Genomic DNA, 15,694 nt, shown 5'->3' with positions numbered 1-15,694 from the left:
GCGCCGTCACCTCCCCCGCCGTGAGCAGGCCGTCTGTTGTGATCCTCGCTTCACCAGTACGCTGCGTGACGACCAGCACCCATCCGAGACGACGGACAGTGAGCAGACAGCGATGAGCACCGACTACTCACGGGCCCTCGGCGCCCGGCTCCGCGCGATCCGCAACCAGCAGGGCCTCTCCCTGCAGGGCGTGGAGGACAAGTCGCACGGCCGCTGGAAGGCGGTCGTCGTCGGCTCCTACGAGCGCGGCGACCGCGCGGTCACCGTGCAGCGGCTCTCGGAGCTCGCCGTCTTCTACGGCGTCCCGGTGTCCGAGCTGCTGCCCGACCCGCGGCCGAGCTCCGCGGTCACCTCGACCAACAAGATCGTGCTGAACCTGGAGTCGCTCGGCTCGCTGCCCGCCGACGAGGCCGGCCCGCTGGCCCGCTACGCGTCGACCATCCAGGCCCAGCGCCACGACTACAACGGCAAGGTCCTCTCCATCCGCGCGGAGGACCTCAAGTCACTGGCGATCATCTACGACATGAGCCCCGACGAGCTGACCACCCAGCTGATCGAGTGGGGCGTGCTCTCCCCCGGCATGGAGGGCATCGTCAGCTCCGGTGGCGACGACGACCTCGAGGAGGACCTCGACGACTCCTGGGGCGACCGCCGCCGCTCCCCCCGCTGACCGCACACCCCCTGCTCCCGGCACGCGCCGGGACAGGGGGCCGAGGGCCCCTGCCGACCCGGCAGGGCCCCTCGTCGTGCGCGGGGCCCCTCCGTCGTGTGGTTCCGGGCCGGGGCCGTTCCGACACGCGCGGCGGAGCCTGTCCCCCGGCGGCCGGCTGTGCCAGGGTGCTGGCACCTCGGGCGCCGTGCCCGCTCGGCTGGGAGGACCCGGATGCCGGCAGTGGAGATGGTGGGCGTCTCGAAGACCTACCGCGCGAAGGGCGGCCGGCCCTTCCGGGCGCTGGACGACCTGCACATGACCGTGGGGTCCGGGGGCGTCCACGGCCTCCTCGGGCCGAACGGCTCGGGCAAGACGACGTCGATCCGCGTCCTGCTGGGCCTGGTGCGCCCCGACCCCGGTCCGGGGCAGATGCGGCTGCTCGACCGCCCGGTGCCCGCCGAGCTGCGCGGCGTGATCGAGGGCGTCGGCGCGCTGGTGGAGACCCCGCTGTTCTCCCCCGGCCTCTCCGGCCGGATGAACCTGCGGCTGCTGGCCACGGCGGCCGGCGTCCCCCGCGCCCGGATCGAGGAGTGCCTCGAGCTCGTCGACCTCCGCGAGCGCGCCGACGACCGGTTCAAGGGGTACTCGCTCGGCATGAAGCAGCGGCTCGGCATCGCCGCCGCCCTGCTGAAGGCGCCCCGCCTGCTGGTCCTCGACGAGCCGAGCAACGGGCTGGACCCCGCGGGCATCCGCGACGTGCGCGAGCTGGTCCGGCGGCTCGGGCACGACGGCCGGACGACGGTCCTCGTCAGCTCGCACCTGCTGGCCGAGGTCCAGCAGATGTGCGACTCGGTCACGATCCTCGCCCGCGGCCGGCAGGTCGCCTCCGGCCCGGTGGACCAGGTCCTCTCCGCCGCGGGGACCGGGGACGTGCGCGTGGCGCTGCCCGACCCGGCCGCCGCTGCCGCTGTGCTCGCCGCCGCCGGCTACTCCGTCTCCCCCGCCCCGGACGGGCAGGTGCTGGTGCACGGCGCCCCGGCCACGGGGGCGATCACCCGCGTGCTCGCCGAGCACGGCCACTACGTCGAGGAGCTGGTCCGCGTGACCCCCGACCTGGAGAGCGCGTTCCTCGCCATCACCGGGGAGCGCGCATGAGCGCGGCGACGCAGCACGCGGCCCCGGCTGGCCCGACCGGCACGCGCCTGAAGGGCAGCCTGTTCCGCGCCGAGCTGCTCCGGTTCCGCTCCCGGCGCTTCATCCAGGTGCTCCTGGGGCTGTCCGTCCTCGGCTGGCTCGGCGCCATCGGCATCGGGCTGGTCCTCTTCGACCACCCGACCGACGCCGACTACGCCGCCGCCCAGCGCGAGTACGACCTCGCGATCGTCGGCGAGGAGGAGTGGCGCGAGCAGTGCACCGCGGACGCCGAGCAGTCGGGGCAGCCCGTCGTGGACGTCTGCGGGCCGCCCCTGGCCGTCGAGGACTTCCTGCAGGTGCAGCCGTTCGACCTGGCCTCGGCCGCCGAGGCCGGGGCGATGGGCTTCGCCGCCGCGGCCGCGGTGCTGGCCTTCCTGGTCGGCGCCACCTGGATCGGCGCGGAGTGGTCCACCCGGTCGATCGTCGCGCTGCTCTTCTGGGTGCCCGACCGGCTCGCGGTGATGGCGGCCAAGATCGGCGTGCTGGCCCTCGCGGCCGCGGGAATCGGTGCGGTCGCCCAGGCTGCCTGGCTGGTCATGGCATGGGTCCTGGACTCGGCGGCCGGCTCGGGGCGCGAGCTGCCCGACGGGTTCTGGGGCGAGCTGCTGGCGGCGCAGGGACGCGCCGTCCTGCTGACCGTGCTCGTCGCGCTCATCGGCTTCGGGCTGGCGAACCTCACCCGGAACACCGGCGCGGCGCTCGGCATCGCGTTCGTCTACTTCGCGATCCTGGAGGGGGCGCTCGGGGCCTTCCTGGGCCTGGCGGCCCAGCGCTGGAGCCTGACGGTGAACACCGTCGCCCTCGTGGTCCCCGGCGGCACGCGCATCTACGACTACTCGGCCGACTACACAGTCGAGCCGCCGTCGTACCTGGTCACCAACCTGCACGGCGGGCTGGTCGTGAGCGCATACGTCGCGGTCATCGTCGGCGTCGGCGTCTGGCTGTTCGCCCGCCGCGACCTGCACTGAGCGCCTGGCCGCCCCTCCGGAGCGGAGGGGCGGTCAGGCGGTGGGCACCTCGGCCGCGAGGATCGCGCCCAGCACGCCGTTGACGTACTTCGGCGACTCGTCGGTGGACAGCGCCTTCGCCAGCTCCACCGCCTCGTCGATGACGACGGCGTCGGGCACGTCCTCGACCCAGAGCAGCTCGTAGGTCGCCATCCGCAGGATCGCGCGGTCGACGTCCGGCAGCCGGTCCAGCGACCAGCCCGACGTGTGGGTCTCGATCAGCTCGTCGATGCGGTCGCTCTGCGCCTCGACGCCCTCGACCAGCCGGACGGCGTGGTCGGGTACCGGGGGGTTGCCGTCGGCGACGCGCTCGCGCAGCAGCTCGAGCCGGTCCCGGCCACGGACGTCGGCCTCGTAGAGGACGTCGACGGCGCGCTTGCGGGCCTTGGTGCGTGCAGCCATGCCGGCCCTACCCCGCCCGCCCGGCGCTCAGTTGGCGCGGCCGAGGTAACGGCCGTCCCGGGTGTCGACCTTGAGCTTCTCGCCCGTCGAGATGAACAGCGGCACCTGGATCTGCGCGCCGGTCTCCAGGGTGGCGGGCTTGGTGCCACCGGTGGAGCGGTCGCCCTGCAGGCCCGGGTCGGTGTGCTCGACGACGAGCTCCATGGTCACGGGCAGCTCGACGTAGAGCGCGGTGCCCTCGTGGACGGCGACGACGACCTCGGTGTTGTCGAGCAGGTAGTTCGCGCCGTCGCCGACGGTCTCGGCCGGCACGTAGATCTGCTCGAAGGTGTCGCCGTCCATGAAGACGAAGTCGGTGCCCTCCTTGTAGAGGTAGGTCATCGACCGCTTGTCCACGGTGGCCGTCTCGACCTTGGTGCCGGCGTTGAAGGTCTTGTCGACCACCTTGCCGGTGAGCACGTTCTTCAGCGTGGTGCGCACGAAGGCGCCGCCCTTGCCCGGCTTGACGTGCTGGAACTCGGTGACGGACCAGAGCTGGCCGTCGAGGTTGAGGACCATGCCGTTCTTGAGGTCGTTGGTGGTAGCCATCTAGAGAACCAGCAGTTCCTTGCTCGTGAGGGTCAACAACTCGGGCGCGTCGTCCGTGACGATCAGGGTGTCCTCGATCCGGACACCACCGTGCCCCGGGAGGTACACCCCCGGCTCCACGGTGACGGCCATGCCGGCGGCCAGACTACCCGCGCCCAGCTGGCCGATGCCCGGCGCCTCGTGGATCTCCAGCCCCACGCCGTGCCCGAGGCCGTGCGTGAAGTGCTCGCCGTGGCCCGCCGCGACGATGACGTCACGGGCCGCGGCGTCCACCGCGACGACGTCCGCGCCGACCGCCAGGGCCGCCCGGCCGGCGGCCTGCGACGCCGCGACCAGCTCGTAGACCTCGCGCTGCCAGTCCGCCGCATGGCCCAGCACGAAGGTGCGGGTCATGTCGGAGTGGTAGCCGTCGACGGTGGCGCCGAAGTCCAGCTTGAGGAGGTCGCCGTCGCGCAGCACCGTCGTGTCCGGCCGGTGGTGCGGGATCGCGGAGTTCGCGCCGGTGGCGACGATCGTCTCGAACGACGGCGCCTCCGCACCGAGGGCCAGCATGCGGGCGTCGAGCTCCCGGCCCACCTGCAGCTCGGTCCGGCCGGGACGCAGCGCGCCCTCCGCCGCGAGCTGGGCCAGCGCCTGGTCGGCCACCGCGCACGCCCGGCGCAGCGACTCGACCTCGTCGTCGTCCTTGACCGCCCGCTGCGCCTCGACGGCGCGACGGACCGAGGCCAGCTCCGGGACCGTGCCCCCGGCTGCGGCGTCGTCCAGCACCCGCTCGAGCCCGTGCAGGCCGTCGACGGTCAGGTCGTGGGACTCGTAGCCGAGCCGGCGGGCGCCGCGCCGCACGGCCTCGCGGGCCAGCGCCGGCACCGTGGCCCGGCCCACGAGCAGCTCGACGTCGGGCACCTGCGTGCCGGCCTGCGTGGTGTAGCGGCCGTCGGTCCCGAAGAGGTCGGCACCGTCGGTGCGCACCAGGAGGGCGCCGTTCGAGCCGGTGAAGCCGGTCAGGTAGCGCACGTTGAGCAGGTTGGTCACCAGCACGGCGTCCAGGCCGCGCTCCGCGGCGGTGGCGCGGAGCGCGTCGCGGCGGGCCGCCGTCCTCATCGCGCTCCCCGCAGGGACAGCCACTGCAGCGCCAGGACGTACCCCTCGATGCCGAGCCCCGCGATCACGCCGTCGGCGACCGCGGAGACGTAGGAGTGGTGCCGGAACTGCTCGCGCTTGTGGATGTTGCTGATGTGCACCTCGACGACCGGCGCGGTCGTCGCCGCCAGGGCGTCGTGCAGCGCGATCGACGTGTGCGACCAGCTCGCGGGGTTGAGGACGATCGGGCTCCCCGCGTCGGTGGCCGCGTGCACCCAGCGCAGCATCTCGGCCTCGTCGTCGGTCTGCCGGACCTGCACCTCCATCTCCAGCTCCGCGCCGGCCCGCTCGAGGAGCTCGACGAGCTGGGCGTAGGTCGTGGAGCCGTAGATCTCCGGCTCGCGCGTGCCGAGGCGGCCGAGGTTGGGTCCGTTGAGCACGAGGACGGTCATGAGTTCACTCCTGATACGGCGGCCCAGGCCGCGTCGAGCCAGGCCTGGTCGGGGTCGGTCAGGATCCTGGGGTTGCCCAGCCCGTCGAGGACGACGAAGCGCAGCGACGCGCCGCGGGCCTTCTTGTCCACCCGCATGACGGCCTGCAGGCGGTCCCAGTCGCCGTCGTAGCGGGTCGGCAGCCCCATGGCCGCCACGAGCTCCCGGTGGCGGTCCACCTCGGCTCGGGCCAGCAGCCCGGCCTGGCCGGCGAGCTCGGCGGCGAAGACCAGCCCGACCGCGACCGCCTCGCCGTGCCGCCAGCCGAAGTCCTCGATCCGCTCGATGGCGTGGCCCAGGGTGTGCCCGTAGTTGAGGAACTCGCGCACGCCGGTGTCGAAGAGGTCCTCGCCGACGGCGTCGGCCTTGACCCGCACCGCCCGCTCGATCAGCTCCTCGGTGTCGGCGCGGCCGGTCGGGTCGGCGTCGAGCAGCTCGAGGATGCGGGCGTCGGCGATGAACCCGCACTTGACGACCTCGGCCAGCCCGGAGCGGAACTCCGCCTCCGGCAGGCCCGCCAGGAGGTCGGTGTCGGCGAGGACGGCGGCCGGCGGGTGGAAGGCACCCACGAGGTTCTTGCCCGCGGCGGTGTTGATGCCGGTCTTGCCGCCCACCGCCGCGTCGACCATGCCGAGGACGCTCGTGGGCACGGTGACGAACCGGACGCCCCGGGTCCAGGTGGCGGCGAGGAACCCGGCGAGGTCGGTGACCGCTCCCCCGCCGACGCCGACGACCGCGTCGGAGCGGGTCAGCCCGAGCCGCCCGAACTCCTCCCACACCTCCGCGGCGACCTGCGCGGTCTTCGCGGCCTCCCCGTCGGGGACGACGACCGCCTCGGCGGCCACGCCCGCGGTCTGCAGCGTCTCCACCGCGGCACCGGCCGCCGCGGCGAGCGGCGGCGCGTGCACGACGGCCACCTTCGGCGTGCCGGCCAGCACGAGGGACAGCTCGGTCTGCGCGCCGGGGCCGATGACCACCTCGTACGGCTTCTCCCCGGCGACGGTGACGCGGCGGGTCACCGCTCCACCTCCGGTGTCAGGACGGCGAGCACCTCGGCGACGACCTCCTCCGGCGGGCGCCCCGCGGTGGCCACCCGGTGGGTCGCCACCTCCGCGTAGAGCGGGGCGCGCTGTTCGAGCATGGTGCGCAGCATGGCGCGGGGGTTGACCGCCAGGAGCGGCCGGTCCCGGGAGAGGCCCACCCGGCGGGCGGCGGAGGCGACGTCGACGTCCAGCCACACCACGACACCCCCGGCCCGGCCGTGGGCGACGAGCAGCTCGCGGGTGGCCGCGCTGGTCACCGCTCCCCCGCCGAGGGCCAGCACGCCGGTGTGCTCACCGACGGCGCGGGCGACGGCCCTCTCCTCCAGCGACCGGAAGTGCGGCTCCCCGTGCTCGACGAACAGGTCGGCGACCGTCGTCCCGGTCTCGGCCTCGACGTCGCGGTCGGTGTCCCGAAACGCCAGCCCCCGGGCTGCCGCGACCTCCGTGCCCACCGTCGTCTTCCCCGACGCGGGCGGACCGACGAGGACCAGGGCCGGCCCGGTCACCGGTAGCGGAGCGCGTCGAGGTAGCCCTGGGCGTTGCGCCGCGTCTCGGCCAGCGAGTCGCCGCCGAACTTCTCCAGGGCGGCGTCGGCCAGCACCAGCGCGACCATCGCCTCCATGACGACGCTGCCGCGGGGCACCGCGCAGGCGTCGCTGCGCTGGTTGATGGCCACCGCGGCCTCGCCGGTGGCGACGTCGACGGTCTGCAGCGCCCGCGGCACGGTGCTGATCGGCTTCATCGCCGCGCGGACGCGCAGGACCTCGCCGTTGGTCATGCCGCCCTCGATGCCGCCGGCCCGGTCGGTGAGCCGCTGGATGCGGTGCTGCCCGTCGGCGGAGTCGACGGCGACGATCTCGTCGTGCGCGACCGAGCCGCGCCGGCGGGCGGTCTCCAGGCCGTCGCCGACCTCCACCGCCTTGACCGACTGCACCCCCATGAGCGCCGCGGCCAGGCGGGCGTCGAGGCGCCGGTCCCAGTGGACGTGGCTGCCCAGGCCCGGCGGCAGGCCGTGGACGACGACCTCGATGACCCCGCCGAGGGTGTCGCCGGTCTTGCGGGCGTCGTCGATCTCGGCGGTCATGAGCGCGCTGGTGGCCGGGTCGGCGCAGCGGACCGGGTCCTCGTCCAGGCGGGGGTTGTCGTCGGGGCCGGGCAGGGTCCCCTCCGGGGCGACCACCGCGCCGATGCCGACGACGTGGCTGACGACGGAGACGCCCAGCGCCTGGCTGAGGAACTGCTGTGCGATGGCGCCGAGGGCGACCCGGGCCGCGGTCTCGCGCGCGCTGGCCCGCTCCAGGATCGGCCGGGCGTCGTCGAAGCCGTACTTCTGCATGCCGGCCAGGTCGGCGTGCCCGGGGCGCGGCCGGGTGAGCGGGGCGTTGCGGGCCTGGCCGGCGAGCACCTCCGGGTCCACCGGGTCGGCGGACATGACGGTCTGCCACTTCGGCCACTCGGTGTTGCCGACCTGCACCGCGATCGGCCCGCCCTGGGTGCGCCCGTGCCGGACACCACCGGTCAGGCTGACGACGTCCTGCTCGAAGGACATGCGGGCACCACGCCCGTGCCCCAGCCGGCGGCGGGCCAGCTGCAGGTCGAGGTCGGAGGTCTGCACCTCGACCCCGGCCGGGAGTCCTTCGAGGATTGCGGTGAGCTGCTGGCCGTGCGACTCACCGGCGGTCAGCCAGCGCAACATGCCGGGCATTCTGCCAGTCGAGGGACCCGGGGCATCACGGCACGGGCGGGACGCCGCCGATCGCGAGGGCCAGGGCGGCTCCGGCCAGCAGCGGCGGACCGAAGGGCACGGTGCTGCGCCAGGTCGCGCGGCCGGCCGCCACGAGGAGCACCGAGGCCCCCGCTCCGGCGATCAGGCCGAGCAGGACGCCGGCCATGAGCACGCCCCAGCCGAACCACCCGAGCACCAGGCCGAGCAGGCCCAGGAGCTTGACGTCGCCGAACCCGAGCGCGGCGGGCGAGACCGCCGCGACGCCGGCCCCGACCACGAAGGCGGCGGCGCCGGCGAGCACGGCGCGGGCGAGCGCCCACCACGTGCCGAGCACGGCGGCGTCGACGAGCAGGGCCGCGGCGAAGACCCCGGCCGCGGGCAGCAGGACGCGGTCCGGCAGCCGGTGGGCGGCGAGGTCCACCGCCCCGAGGACCACGGCGGCCGCCGCCACCCAGAGCAGGCCGGCCGTGACCGGACGGGGCCCGCCGAGCAGCGCGGCGGCGCACAGCAGCCCCGCGGTGAGCGCGGTGACCACCGCGTCCCGGACCGGCGAGGTGCGCGTCGGTGCACCGCGGGTGGCCAGCCGTGCGGCCGTGCGGGACAGCCACGGGCCGGTGGCCACACCGAGGAGCACCGCCACCGCGGCGAGCACCGGGCGGGAGACGTCCACGCCCGGGTCAGCGCCCGGCGAGGGCCGCGTCCAGCGCGGCACGCATGGCGCCGATGGGCGCCTGCTCCCCCGTCATCAGCTCCACCTGCTCGGTGGCCTGCCAGAACAGCACCTCGAGCCCGCTGACCACGGTGCCACCGGCGGCGGTGACGCGGTCGGCGAGCGGGGTGGGCCACGGGGAGTAGAGGACGTCGAGCACGGTCTGCCCGGCCTGCCAGTCCAGCGCTGCGGCGGCGGGCTGCCCGTCCACGGGCACGGTGCTGACCACCACCGGAGCGGTCACCCGCGCGCCGTCCAGGGGGACCACGGTCGGCGTCACCCCGAGCGCCTCGAGCACCCGGACGACGTCCCCGGCGCGGCCCGGGTTGCGCACCACGACGTCGACCTCGCGCGCGCCGAGCGATGCCAGCGCCACCGCCGCGGCCGCGGCCGTGCCACCGGCACCGACCAGCGCGGCCCGCGGAGCGGACCCCACCCCGGCCAGCTGCAGGGCCATCCCGATGCCGGCGACGTCGGTGTTCTCCGCGCGCCAGCCCGTCCCGGTGCGGACGAGGGTGTTGGCCGCCCGCAGCAGCGCCGGCAGCGCCTCCACCTCGTCGGCGACCTCCACGGCCGCCTGCTTGTTCGGCATGGTCACCGAGAACCCGCGCCACTCGGGGCCGAGGCCGGCCAGCAGGTCGGCCAGCTCCTCGGCCCCGATGTCGAGGGCGTCGTACGTCCAGTCGGTCAGGCCGAGGGCGGCGTAGGCGGCCCGGTGCAGCAGCGGGGAGAGCGAGTGGGACACCGGCCGGCCGAGGACGGCGGCCCTCATCCCTCGGGGTTCTCCCGCAGCCACTGCTGGAAGAGCAGCACGTTCTGCTGGTGCTCGGCCCCGGTCCGGGCGAAGCGGGTCTCGCCGGTGTCGGGGTTGACCACCACGAAGAACCGCCAGTCGCCCTCGGCGGGCGACAGCACCGCGCGCAGGGCGTCCTCGCCCGGGTTGCTGATCGCGCCCGGCGGCAGGCCGGTGTGGACGTAGGTGTTGTACGGCGAGGGGTTGGCCCGGTCGGCCGCGGTCGTCGTGATGCCGCCCTTGCCGTTGGCGTAGTTCACCGTGGTGTCCAGCTGCAGCGGCATGCCGTCGGAGAGCCGGTTCTCCAGCACCCGGGCGACCTTGGCCATGTCCTCGGCGCCGGCCGCCTCGGCCTGCACGATGCTGGCCTTGGTGATCCAGACGAGCCGGTCGGCCTCGGGCACGTTCAGGCCGTCGAAGGCCTGCTCGGCCCGGGCCACCATCGCGGCGAGCATGTCGACGGCGGTGTCGCCCGGCTCGAAGTCGTAGGTCGCCGGGAACAGGAAGCCCTCGAGCTTGCCGTCGGCGTAGGCCGGCAGCCCCAGGGCGACCGGGTCGGCCGCCGCGCGCTGGAGCTCCTCCAGCGGGGTGCCGGTGTCCTCCGCGAGGCGGTTCAGCACCTGCGTGACGCTGAGCCCCTCGCGCAGGGTGATCCGCGAGACCTGGCGGGCGGCCGGGTCCAGCAGGAGCTCCAGGGCGGACTCGCCGCTCATCTGCAGCCGCAGCGTGTAGACGCCGGGCTGGATGCCCGTGGCGTCGGGGTGGTCCTTGGCGGCGCTGACGAAGGGGCCGGTGGAGGCGATGACGTCGGCGTCGTCGAGCGTCTGGGCGATGTCGCTGAGCGTGTCGCCCTGGTTGACGCGGATGTCGACCTCGCCGGTGCCCGCACCCTCGTAGTCGCGGGAGGTCGGGTCGAGCAGCGCGAGGAGCTTCTGCCCGCCGAACACGATGCCGGCGACGATGCCGCCGAGCACCAGCAGGGCGAAGAGCACGGCGAAGGGGCGGCGGCGACGTCGGCGGCGCGACCGGTCGCTGCGCGGGTCGTACGGGGCGACGGGGATCTCGTCGTCGGTCAGCGGGCCCTCGGGACCGTCGACCGGCTCGTGCTCGTCGGCGAGGTGCTCCTCGTCGTGCCGGGCGGCCGGCTGCGCGGGCATCGCCTCGGTGGCCGGGACGTCGGCGGGAGCGGGCCGGGCGGCCCGGCGGCGTCCGCGCCGGCGCGGGGCCTCCTCCTCGACGTTGGCGCCGATCACGTCGAGGGCGCCGGTGTGCTCGTCCCACGCCCGCGGCGTGGCGGCGGTGGGCTCGTCGTCGTGCTCACCCGGCTCGCCGGGCACGGCGCCGAACCGCGGCGTCGCCACGGTCGGGTCGTCCTCCCCGGCGTCGGGCCGGCCGCTGAGCCGGTCCCAGACGCCGGTCGGCATCGGGGGCAGCGGGCCGGACGGGTGGGAGCGGCCGAAGCCGCCGTTCCCGTCCCGGCCGCCGCTCGGGTGGTCCGGGTGGTCGGTGGAGCCGTAGGCCCACCAGTCCGGCTCGACCAGCGGCCCGGTCTCGTCACCGCGGTCGATCAGGCCCGAGCCGGGGCGGACGCCGCCCCGGTCGGTGTGCCGCGGGGGGCGGGCAGGGGAGCCCGGCGGGTAGTCGCCACCGGTGGGGATGCCGGGGCCGGTCCAGGAGGACACGGGCAACCCACCGGTTCCGTCGTCGGAGGAGTGCCTCCCCCGCCGCGGCGGCCCGCCGGGCGCGGTCACGAGGGCGCCCGCCGGCTGTCGAGGTACTGCTGCAGGATGACCACGGCGGCCGCCTGGTCGATCACCGGGCGCTGACGGCGGCTGTCGATGCCACCCTCGCGGAGGTGACTGGCTGCGGTCACGGTGGAGAGCCTTTCGTCGACCATGTGGACCGGCACATCCGCTATGCGGTCGGCCAGTTCCTGAGCGTAGTTGCCCGCATCGACGGCCGAGGCGCCCGACGCACCTGACAGATGCCTCGGCTCTCCCACCACCACCTCTGTCACCTCGTGTTCCGCGACGAGCGTGACGAGACGGTCCAGATCGGACCCGTCCTTGGCCCGGCGCAGCGTCTCCAGCGGGCTGGCCAGGGTGCCGGTCGGGTCCGACAGGGCGAGGCCCACGCGCACGGTGCCGACGTCGACCCCGAGCACCCGGCCACGGGCCGGGGCCGCCCCGGCGCGACGCGGCGGCACCTTGAGGTGCTGCGGCCACCCGCCGGACAGGTCGATCTCCGTGGTCTCGTGCTTGACCGGCGGGAAGCCCTGGCTGAGGTCGATCTCGGTCGTCGGGTGGTGCACCGGCTGCTCGCCGGTGGACCCCGGGGCCCGCGGCCGCGCCGGCGGCACCGCCGGCAGCTCCCGGCGCCGCCGCGCGACGGGGCCGGTGTCCTCCGGGTTCTGCCCGAAACCGGAGTGCTCGGTACCGCTGTTGTCGGAGCTCCCCACGGTGCTCACCTCCCTGTGGCGGCCGCAACCGCCTGCTCGCCGGCCTGCAGTGCCGCGGGGATACCCGCGGCATCGGTTCCGCCCCCCTGGGCGACGTCGGACTTGCCGCCTCCGCGGCCGCCGACGGGGGCCGAGGCCGCCTTGAGGACGTCGTTGGCCGACAGCCCCTGAGCGACCGCGGCCGGGTTGAGGGCAGCCACGAGGGCCACCTTGCCACCGGACTCCGACGCCAGCAGCACGACCGACGGGCGGTCGGCGGCCAGCCGGCCCCGGACGTCGAGGGCCAGCGTGCGCAGGTCGCCGCCGCCCAGGCCCGCCGGGGAGCCGGTCACGACGGCGACGCCGCCGACGTCCTTCGCCGCGCCGGCGAGCTGCCCCGCGGCGGCCAGCGTCTGCTGCGAGCGCAGGTCGGCCAGCTCGCGGTCCAGCTCGCGCAGCCGGGCCACCATGCCGCCCACCCGCTCGACCAGCCCGTCCTGCGGCGCCTTGAGCAGGTCGGCCAGCTGGCGGACCAGGTCGCGCTCGCGGGCCAGGTACCGGAAGCCCTCGAGGCCGACCACGGCCTCGACGCGCCGGGCACCCGAGCCGACCGACGACTCGCCGGTCAGCGCGAGCGTGCCGATCTGGGCGCTGCCGCGCACGTGGGTGCCACCGCAGAGCTCGCGCGACCACGGGCCGCCGATCTCCACCACCCGCACCTGCTCGCCGTAGGTCTCGCCGAACAGGGCGATCGCGCCGAAGGCCTGCGCCTCGGGCAGCGTCATGTACTGGGCGGTGACCTTGTGGTCGGCGCGGACCGCCGCGTTGGCGACGTCCTCGATGTCGGTGCGCTGCTGCTGGGTCAGCGCGCCCTGCCAGGCGAAGTCCAGCCGGAGGTAGCCCGGCCGGTTGTAGGACCCGGACTGCAGGGCCTGGGGGCCGAGCACCTGGCGCAGCGCGGCGTGCACCACGTGCGTGCCCGAGTGGGCCTGGCAGGCCGACAGCCGCCACTCGTAGTCGACCTCGGCGGTGAGCTCGGCGCCGGAGCGCAGCTCGCCCTCGAGCACCCGGACCTGGTGGGCGACCAGGCCCTTGACCGGGCGCTGGACGTCGATGACCTCGGCGCGGCCGCCGTCCCAGGTCAGGATGCCGGCGTCGGCGACCTGGCCACCGGACTCGGCGTAGAACGGCGTCCGGTCCAGGACCACGCGGACGATGTCGCCCTGCGCGGCCACCTCCGGGCCCTCCTCGTCCGCGACCACGGCCAGCACCCGGGAGTCGGTGCGCAGCGTGTCGTAGGCCCGCCAGTCGGTCGGGCCGTGCTCGGCCAGGAGCCGGCGGTAGGCCAGGACGTCGACCGAGCCGGTGCGCTTGGCGCGGGCGTCGGCGCGGGCCCGGTCGCGCTGCTCCTTCATGAGCGCGCGGAAGCCCTCCTCGTCGACGGTCACGCCCTGCTCGGCGGCCATCTCGAGGGTGACGTCGATCGGGAAGCCGTAGGTGTCGTGCAGGCTGAACGCCTGCTCGCCGGACAGCTTCGGGGTGCCGGCGGTCTTCGCCTGCTTCACGGCGGTGTCGAACAGCGCCGTGCCCGAGGTCAGCGTCCGGCGGAACGCCTCCTCCTCGGCGTAGGCGACGCCCGAGATACGCGCGAAGTCGGTCTCCAGCTCGGGGTAGCTGGCCTTCATGGCCTCCTTGGAGACCGGCAGCAGCTCCGGGAGCGTGGCGTCGTCGACGCCGAGGAGCTTCATCGAGCGGACGGCGCGGCGCAGCAGCCGGCGGAGGATGTAGCCGCGCCCCTCGTTGCCGGGGGTGACGCCGTCGCCGATGAGCATCAGCCCGCTGCGGACGTGGTCGGCGACGACGCGGAGGCGCACGTCGTTCGTGTGTCCTTCCCGCCCACCCGAGCCGTAGGTGACCCCGGCGAGCTCCGCGGCGCGGCGGAGGACCGGCGCGACCTCGTCGATCTCGTACATGTTGTCGACGCCCTGCAGCAGGTAGGCCACCCGCTCCAGGCCCATGCCGGTGTCGATGTTCTTCTTCGGCAGCTCGCCGACGACCGTGAACTCCTCCTTGCTCCGGACGTCGGTGAGCTCGTACTGCATAAAGACGAGGTTCCAGATCTCCAGGAACCGGTCGCCCGCGGTGTCGACGAGCGGGCCGCCCTCGGGACCGAACTGCGGGCCGCGGTCGAAGTAGATCTCCGAGCAGGGGCCGCCGGGGCCGGGCGCCCCGGTGTGCCAGTAGTTGTCCTTCTTGCCCAGCCGCTGGATGCGCTCCACCGGGAGCCCCGCGATCCGGTGCCAGGCCTCGGCGGCCTCGTCGTCGTCGAGGTAGACGGTGACCCAGATGCGGTCGGGGTCGAAGCCCAGCCCGCCGTCCTCCAGCCGCCCGGTGATCAGCTCCCAGGCGTTCTGGATGGCCCCCTCCTTGAAGTAGTCGCCGAAGGAGAAGTTGCCGTTCATCTGGAAGAACGTGCCGTGGCGGGTGGTCTTGCCCACCTCCTCGATGTCGAGGGTGCGCACGCACTTCTGCACGCTGGTGGCCCGCGGGAACGGCGCGGGCTCCCGGCCGGTCAGGTACGGGATGAACGGCACCATCCCGGCGACGGTGAACAGCAGCGACGGGTCCGGGGAGACCAGCGACGCGCTGGGGACGACGGTGTGGCCGCGCTGCTCGAAGTGCTGCAGGAAGCGGCGGCGGATCTCGGCGGTCTGCATCAGCGATCTACTCGGTTCGACGGGACCGGGACGGCGGGGAGCCGCCCCGACCGGTGGGTCAGGAGTCTGCGGCGTGGGCGCCGCGCCGCAGCGAGGCGTCGCCCACCGCGGGCAGCGGGGCGTCCAGGCCGGTGCCGGCCCGCAGCTCCAGCTCGCGCTCGGACATGGCCTCGCGCACGTCGGCCCCGAAGTCGCCGATCGCGTCGGCGACGTCGCGCAGGCCGGCGGCGATCGAGGCACCGATGCCGGCCGGGGTCATCTTCTCGGCGGCGGCGGAGAGCTTGCGGACGACGAGGGCGCCGATGGTGATGCCCATCGCCAGCCAGAACAGCCGGCGCATCAGGCCGACCGCCGGGCGGCGCGGCGCGCGCGGCGCTCGGCCTTCTCGCGGGCGGCGGCGTCGGCGATCGCCTGGCCCTCGCGCTTCTTCCTCGTCGCGCTGCGCACGCCGTAGCTGAAGGCCGCGACCTTGATCAGCGGGCTGCCCAGGGTGGCGGCGGCCACGCTGGTGAGCGCGGCGACGTTGCTGGAGACGTTCGCGGCGTTGCCGGTGATGTCGTCGACCCGCTCGAGGTTGCTGTTCACGTGGGCGACGGTCGTGCCGGCCTGGGCCAGGATCGGCGCGCTCTGCTCACGGACCTGGCGGATGGTCAGCGTGGTCTCGTCGAGCGTGCGGCCGAGCTTGAGCAGCACGACTGCGGCTACCAGCACCAGCACCACCAGGGCGCAGGCTGCGACCAGCCCGGCGATCTCTCCTACGGACACGCGTGCTCCTGTTCTCAGGGGGTTCAGCGCCGGGAGCGACGTTCCGGCCTCGTCACACTAGTCGCGGCCCCCCGCCGCCGTCCGTCCCCT

General features: G+C 74.7%; 17 protein-coding genes. 3 read left to right on the top strand and 14 right to left on the bottom strand.

Going from position 1 to position 15,694, the window contains the following annotated elements; all coding sequences use genetic code 11:
• Window positions 1–112: 112 nt before the first annotated feature.
• The 3 genes from E4P43_RS10920 (at window position 113) to E4P43_RS10910 (ending at window position 2,814) form a co-directional block, all read left to right on the top strand.
• Window positions 113–670, top strand: coding sequence for a transcriptional regulator (locus tag E4P43_RS10920; RefSeq protein ID WP_135145478.1), 558 nt, complete (start codon window positions 113–115; stop codon window positions 668–670).
• A 213-nt stretch (window positions 671–883) separates the two neighbouring features.
• Entirely contained in the window at window positions 884–1,807 is a 924-nt protein-coding gene (locus E4P43_RS10915; protein WP_135145477.1) for an ABC transporter ATP-binding protein, read from the top strand.
• The gene (locus E4P43_RS10910) at window positions 1,804–2,814 is read left to right on the top strand and encodes a hypothetical protein (RefSeq protein WP_135145476.1); all 1,011 of its coding nucleotides are present in this window, start codon (window positions 1,804–1,806) and stop codon (window positions 2,812–2,814) included. Before E4P43_RS10915 ends, E4P43_RS10910 begins: the two co-directional genes overlap by 4 nt.
• A gap of 33 nt (window positions 2,815–2,847) precedes the next feature.
• Here E4P43_RS10910 and nusB read toward each other — a convergent pair whose 3' ends face one another.
• From nusB to E4P43_RS10840, 14 genes are all read right to left on the bottom strand, one after another.
• Entirely contained in the window at window positions 2,848–3,255 is a 408-nt protein-coding gene (gene nusB / locus E4P43_RS10905; RefSeq protein WP_135145475.1) for a transcription antitermination factor NusB, read from the bottom strand.
• A gap of 27 nt (window positions 3,256–3,282) precedes the next feature.
• Window positions 3,283–3,843, bottom strand: a complete 561-nt coding sequence (gene efp / locus E4P43_RS10900; RefSeq protein ID WP_135145474.1) for an elongation factor P — start codon at window positions 3,841–3,843, stop codon at window positions 3,283–3,285.
• Window positions 3,844–4,944: a Xaa-Pro peptidase family protein gene (locus E4P43_RS10895; protein ID WP_135145473.1), complete on the bottom strand. Its 1,101-nt coding sequence runs from the start codon at window positions 4,942–4,944 to the stop codon at window positions 3,844–3,846.
• The gene (aroQ, locus tag E4P43_RS10890; protein ID WP_135145472.1) at window positions 4,941–5,375 is read right to left on the bottom strand and encodes a type II 3-dehydroquinate dehydratase; all 435 of its coding nucleotides are present in this window, start codon (window positions 5,373–5,375) and stop codon (window positions 4,941–4,943) included. Before aroQ ends, E4P43_RS10895 begins: the two co-directional genes overlap by 4 nt.
• Complete coding sequence (aroB, locus tag E4P43_RS10885) at window positions 5,372–6,433, bottom strand: 3-dehydroquinate synthase (protein WP_135145471.1); 1,062 nt, start codon at window positions 6,431–6,433, stop codon at window positions 5,372–5,374. Before aroB ends, aroQ begins: the two co-directional genes overlap by 4 nt.
• Entirely contained in the window at window positions 6,430–6,963 is a 534-nt protein-coding gene (locus tag E4P43_RS10880; protein ID WP_135145470.1) for a shikimate kinase, read from the bottom strand. Before E4P43_RS10880 ends, aroB begins: the two co-directional genes overlap by 4 nt.
• A complete protein-coding gene (aroC, locus tag E4P43_RS10875) occupies window positions 6,960–8,153 on the bottom strand; it encodes a chorismate synthase (RefSeq protein WP_135145469.1) in 1,194 nt (397 codons plus the stop codon). The genes E4P43_RS10880 and aroC overlap by 4 nt, the downstream gene beginning before the upstream one ends.
• Window positions 8,154–8,187: 34 nt before the next feature.
• Window positions 8,188–8,853: a prepilin peptidase gene (locus E4P43_RS10870; RefSeq protein ID WP_135145468.1), complete on the bottom strand. Its 666-nt coding sequence runs from the start codon at window positions 8,851–8,853 to the stop codon at window positions 8,188–8,190.
• Window positions 8,854–8,860: 7 nt separating this feature from the next.
• Window positions 8,861–9,664 carry a shikimate dehydrogenase gene (locus E4P43_RS10865; RefSeq protein ID WP_135145467.1) on the bottom strand — a complete coding sequence of 268 codons (804 nt, stop codon included), beginning with the start codon at window positions 9,662–9,664 and terminating at the stop codon, window positions 8,861–8,863.
• Window positions 9,661–11,367: an endolytic transglycosylase MltG gene (mltG, locus tag E4P43_RS10860; RefSeq protein ID WP_245159073.1), complete on the bottom strand. Its 1,707-nt coding sequence runs from the start codon at window positions 11,365–11,367 to the stop codon at window positions 9,661–9,663. The genes E4P43_RS10865 and mltG overlap by 4 nt, the downstream gene beginning before the upstream one ends.
• Window positions 11,368–11,432: 65 nt before the next feature.
• The gene (ruvX, locus tag E4P43_RS10855; RefSeq protein ID WP_245159072.1) at window positions 11,433–11,996 is read right to left on the bottom strand and encodes a Holliday junction resolvase RuvX; all 564 of its coding nucleotides are present in this window, start codon (window positions 11,994–11,996) and stop codon (window positions 11,433–11,435) included.
• A 152-nt stretch (window positions 11,997–12,148) separates the two neighbouring features.
• Window positions 12,149–14,839, bottom strand: coding sequence for an alanine--tRNA ligase (gene alaS / locus E4P43_RS10850; RefSeq protein WP_135145465.1), 2,691 nt, complete (start codon window positions 14,837–14,839; stop codon window positions 12,149–12,151).
• Window positions 14,840–14,897: 58 nt separating this feature from the next.
• Entirely contained in the window at window positions 14,898–15,179 is a 282-nt protein-coding gene (locus E4P43_RS10845) for a hypothetical protein (protein WP_135145464.1), read from the bottom strand.
• Window positions 15,179–15,604 (bottom strand): DUF948 domain-containing protein, encoded by a 426-nt coding sequence (locus E4P43_RS10840; protein ID WP_135145463.1) that lies wholly within the window; start codon window positions 15,602–15,604, stop codon window positions 15,179–15,181. Before E4P43_RS10840 ends, E4P43_RS10845 begins: the two co-directional genes overlap by 1 nt.
• Window positions 15,605–15,694: the final 90 nt, after the last annotated feature.

It is taken from the genome of Blastococcus sp. TF02A-35 (genome assembly GCF_004571075.1).
Lineage (GTDB): Bacteria > Actinomycetota > Actinomycetes > Mycobacteriales > Geodermatophilaceae > Blastococcus.
The sequence above is the reverse complement of the archived record's forward strand: the minus strand, read 5'-3'. Positions and strand labels throughout refer to the sequence as shown.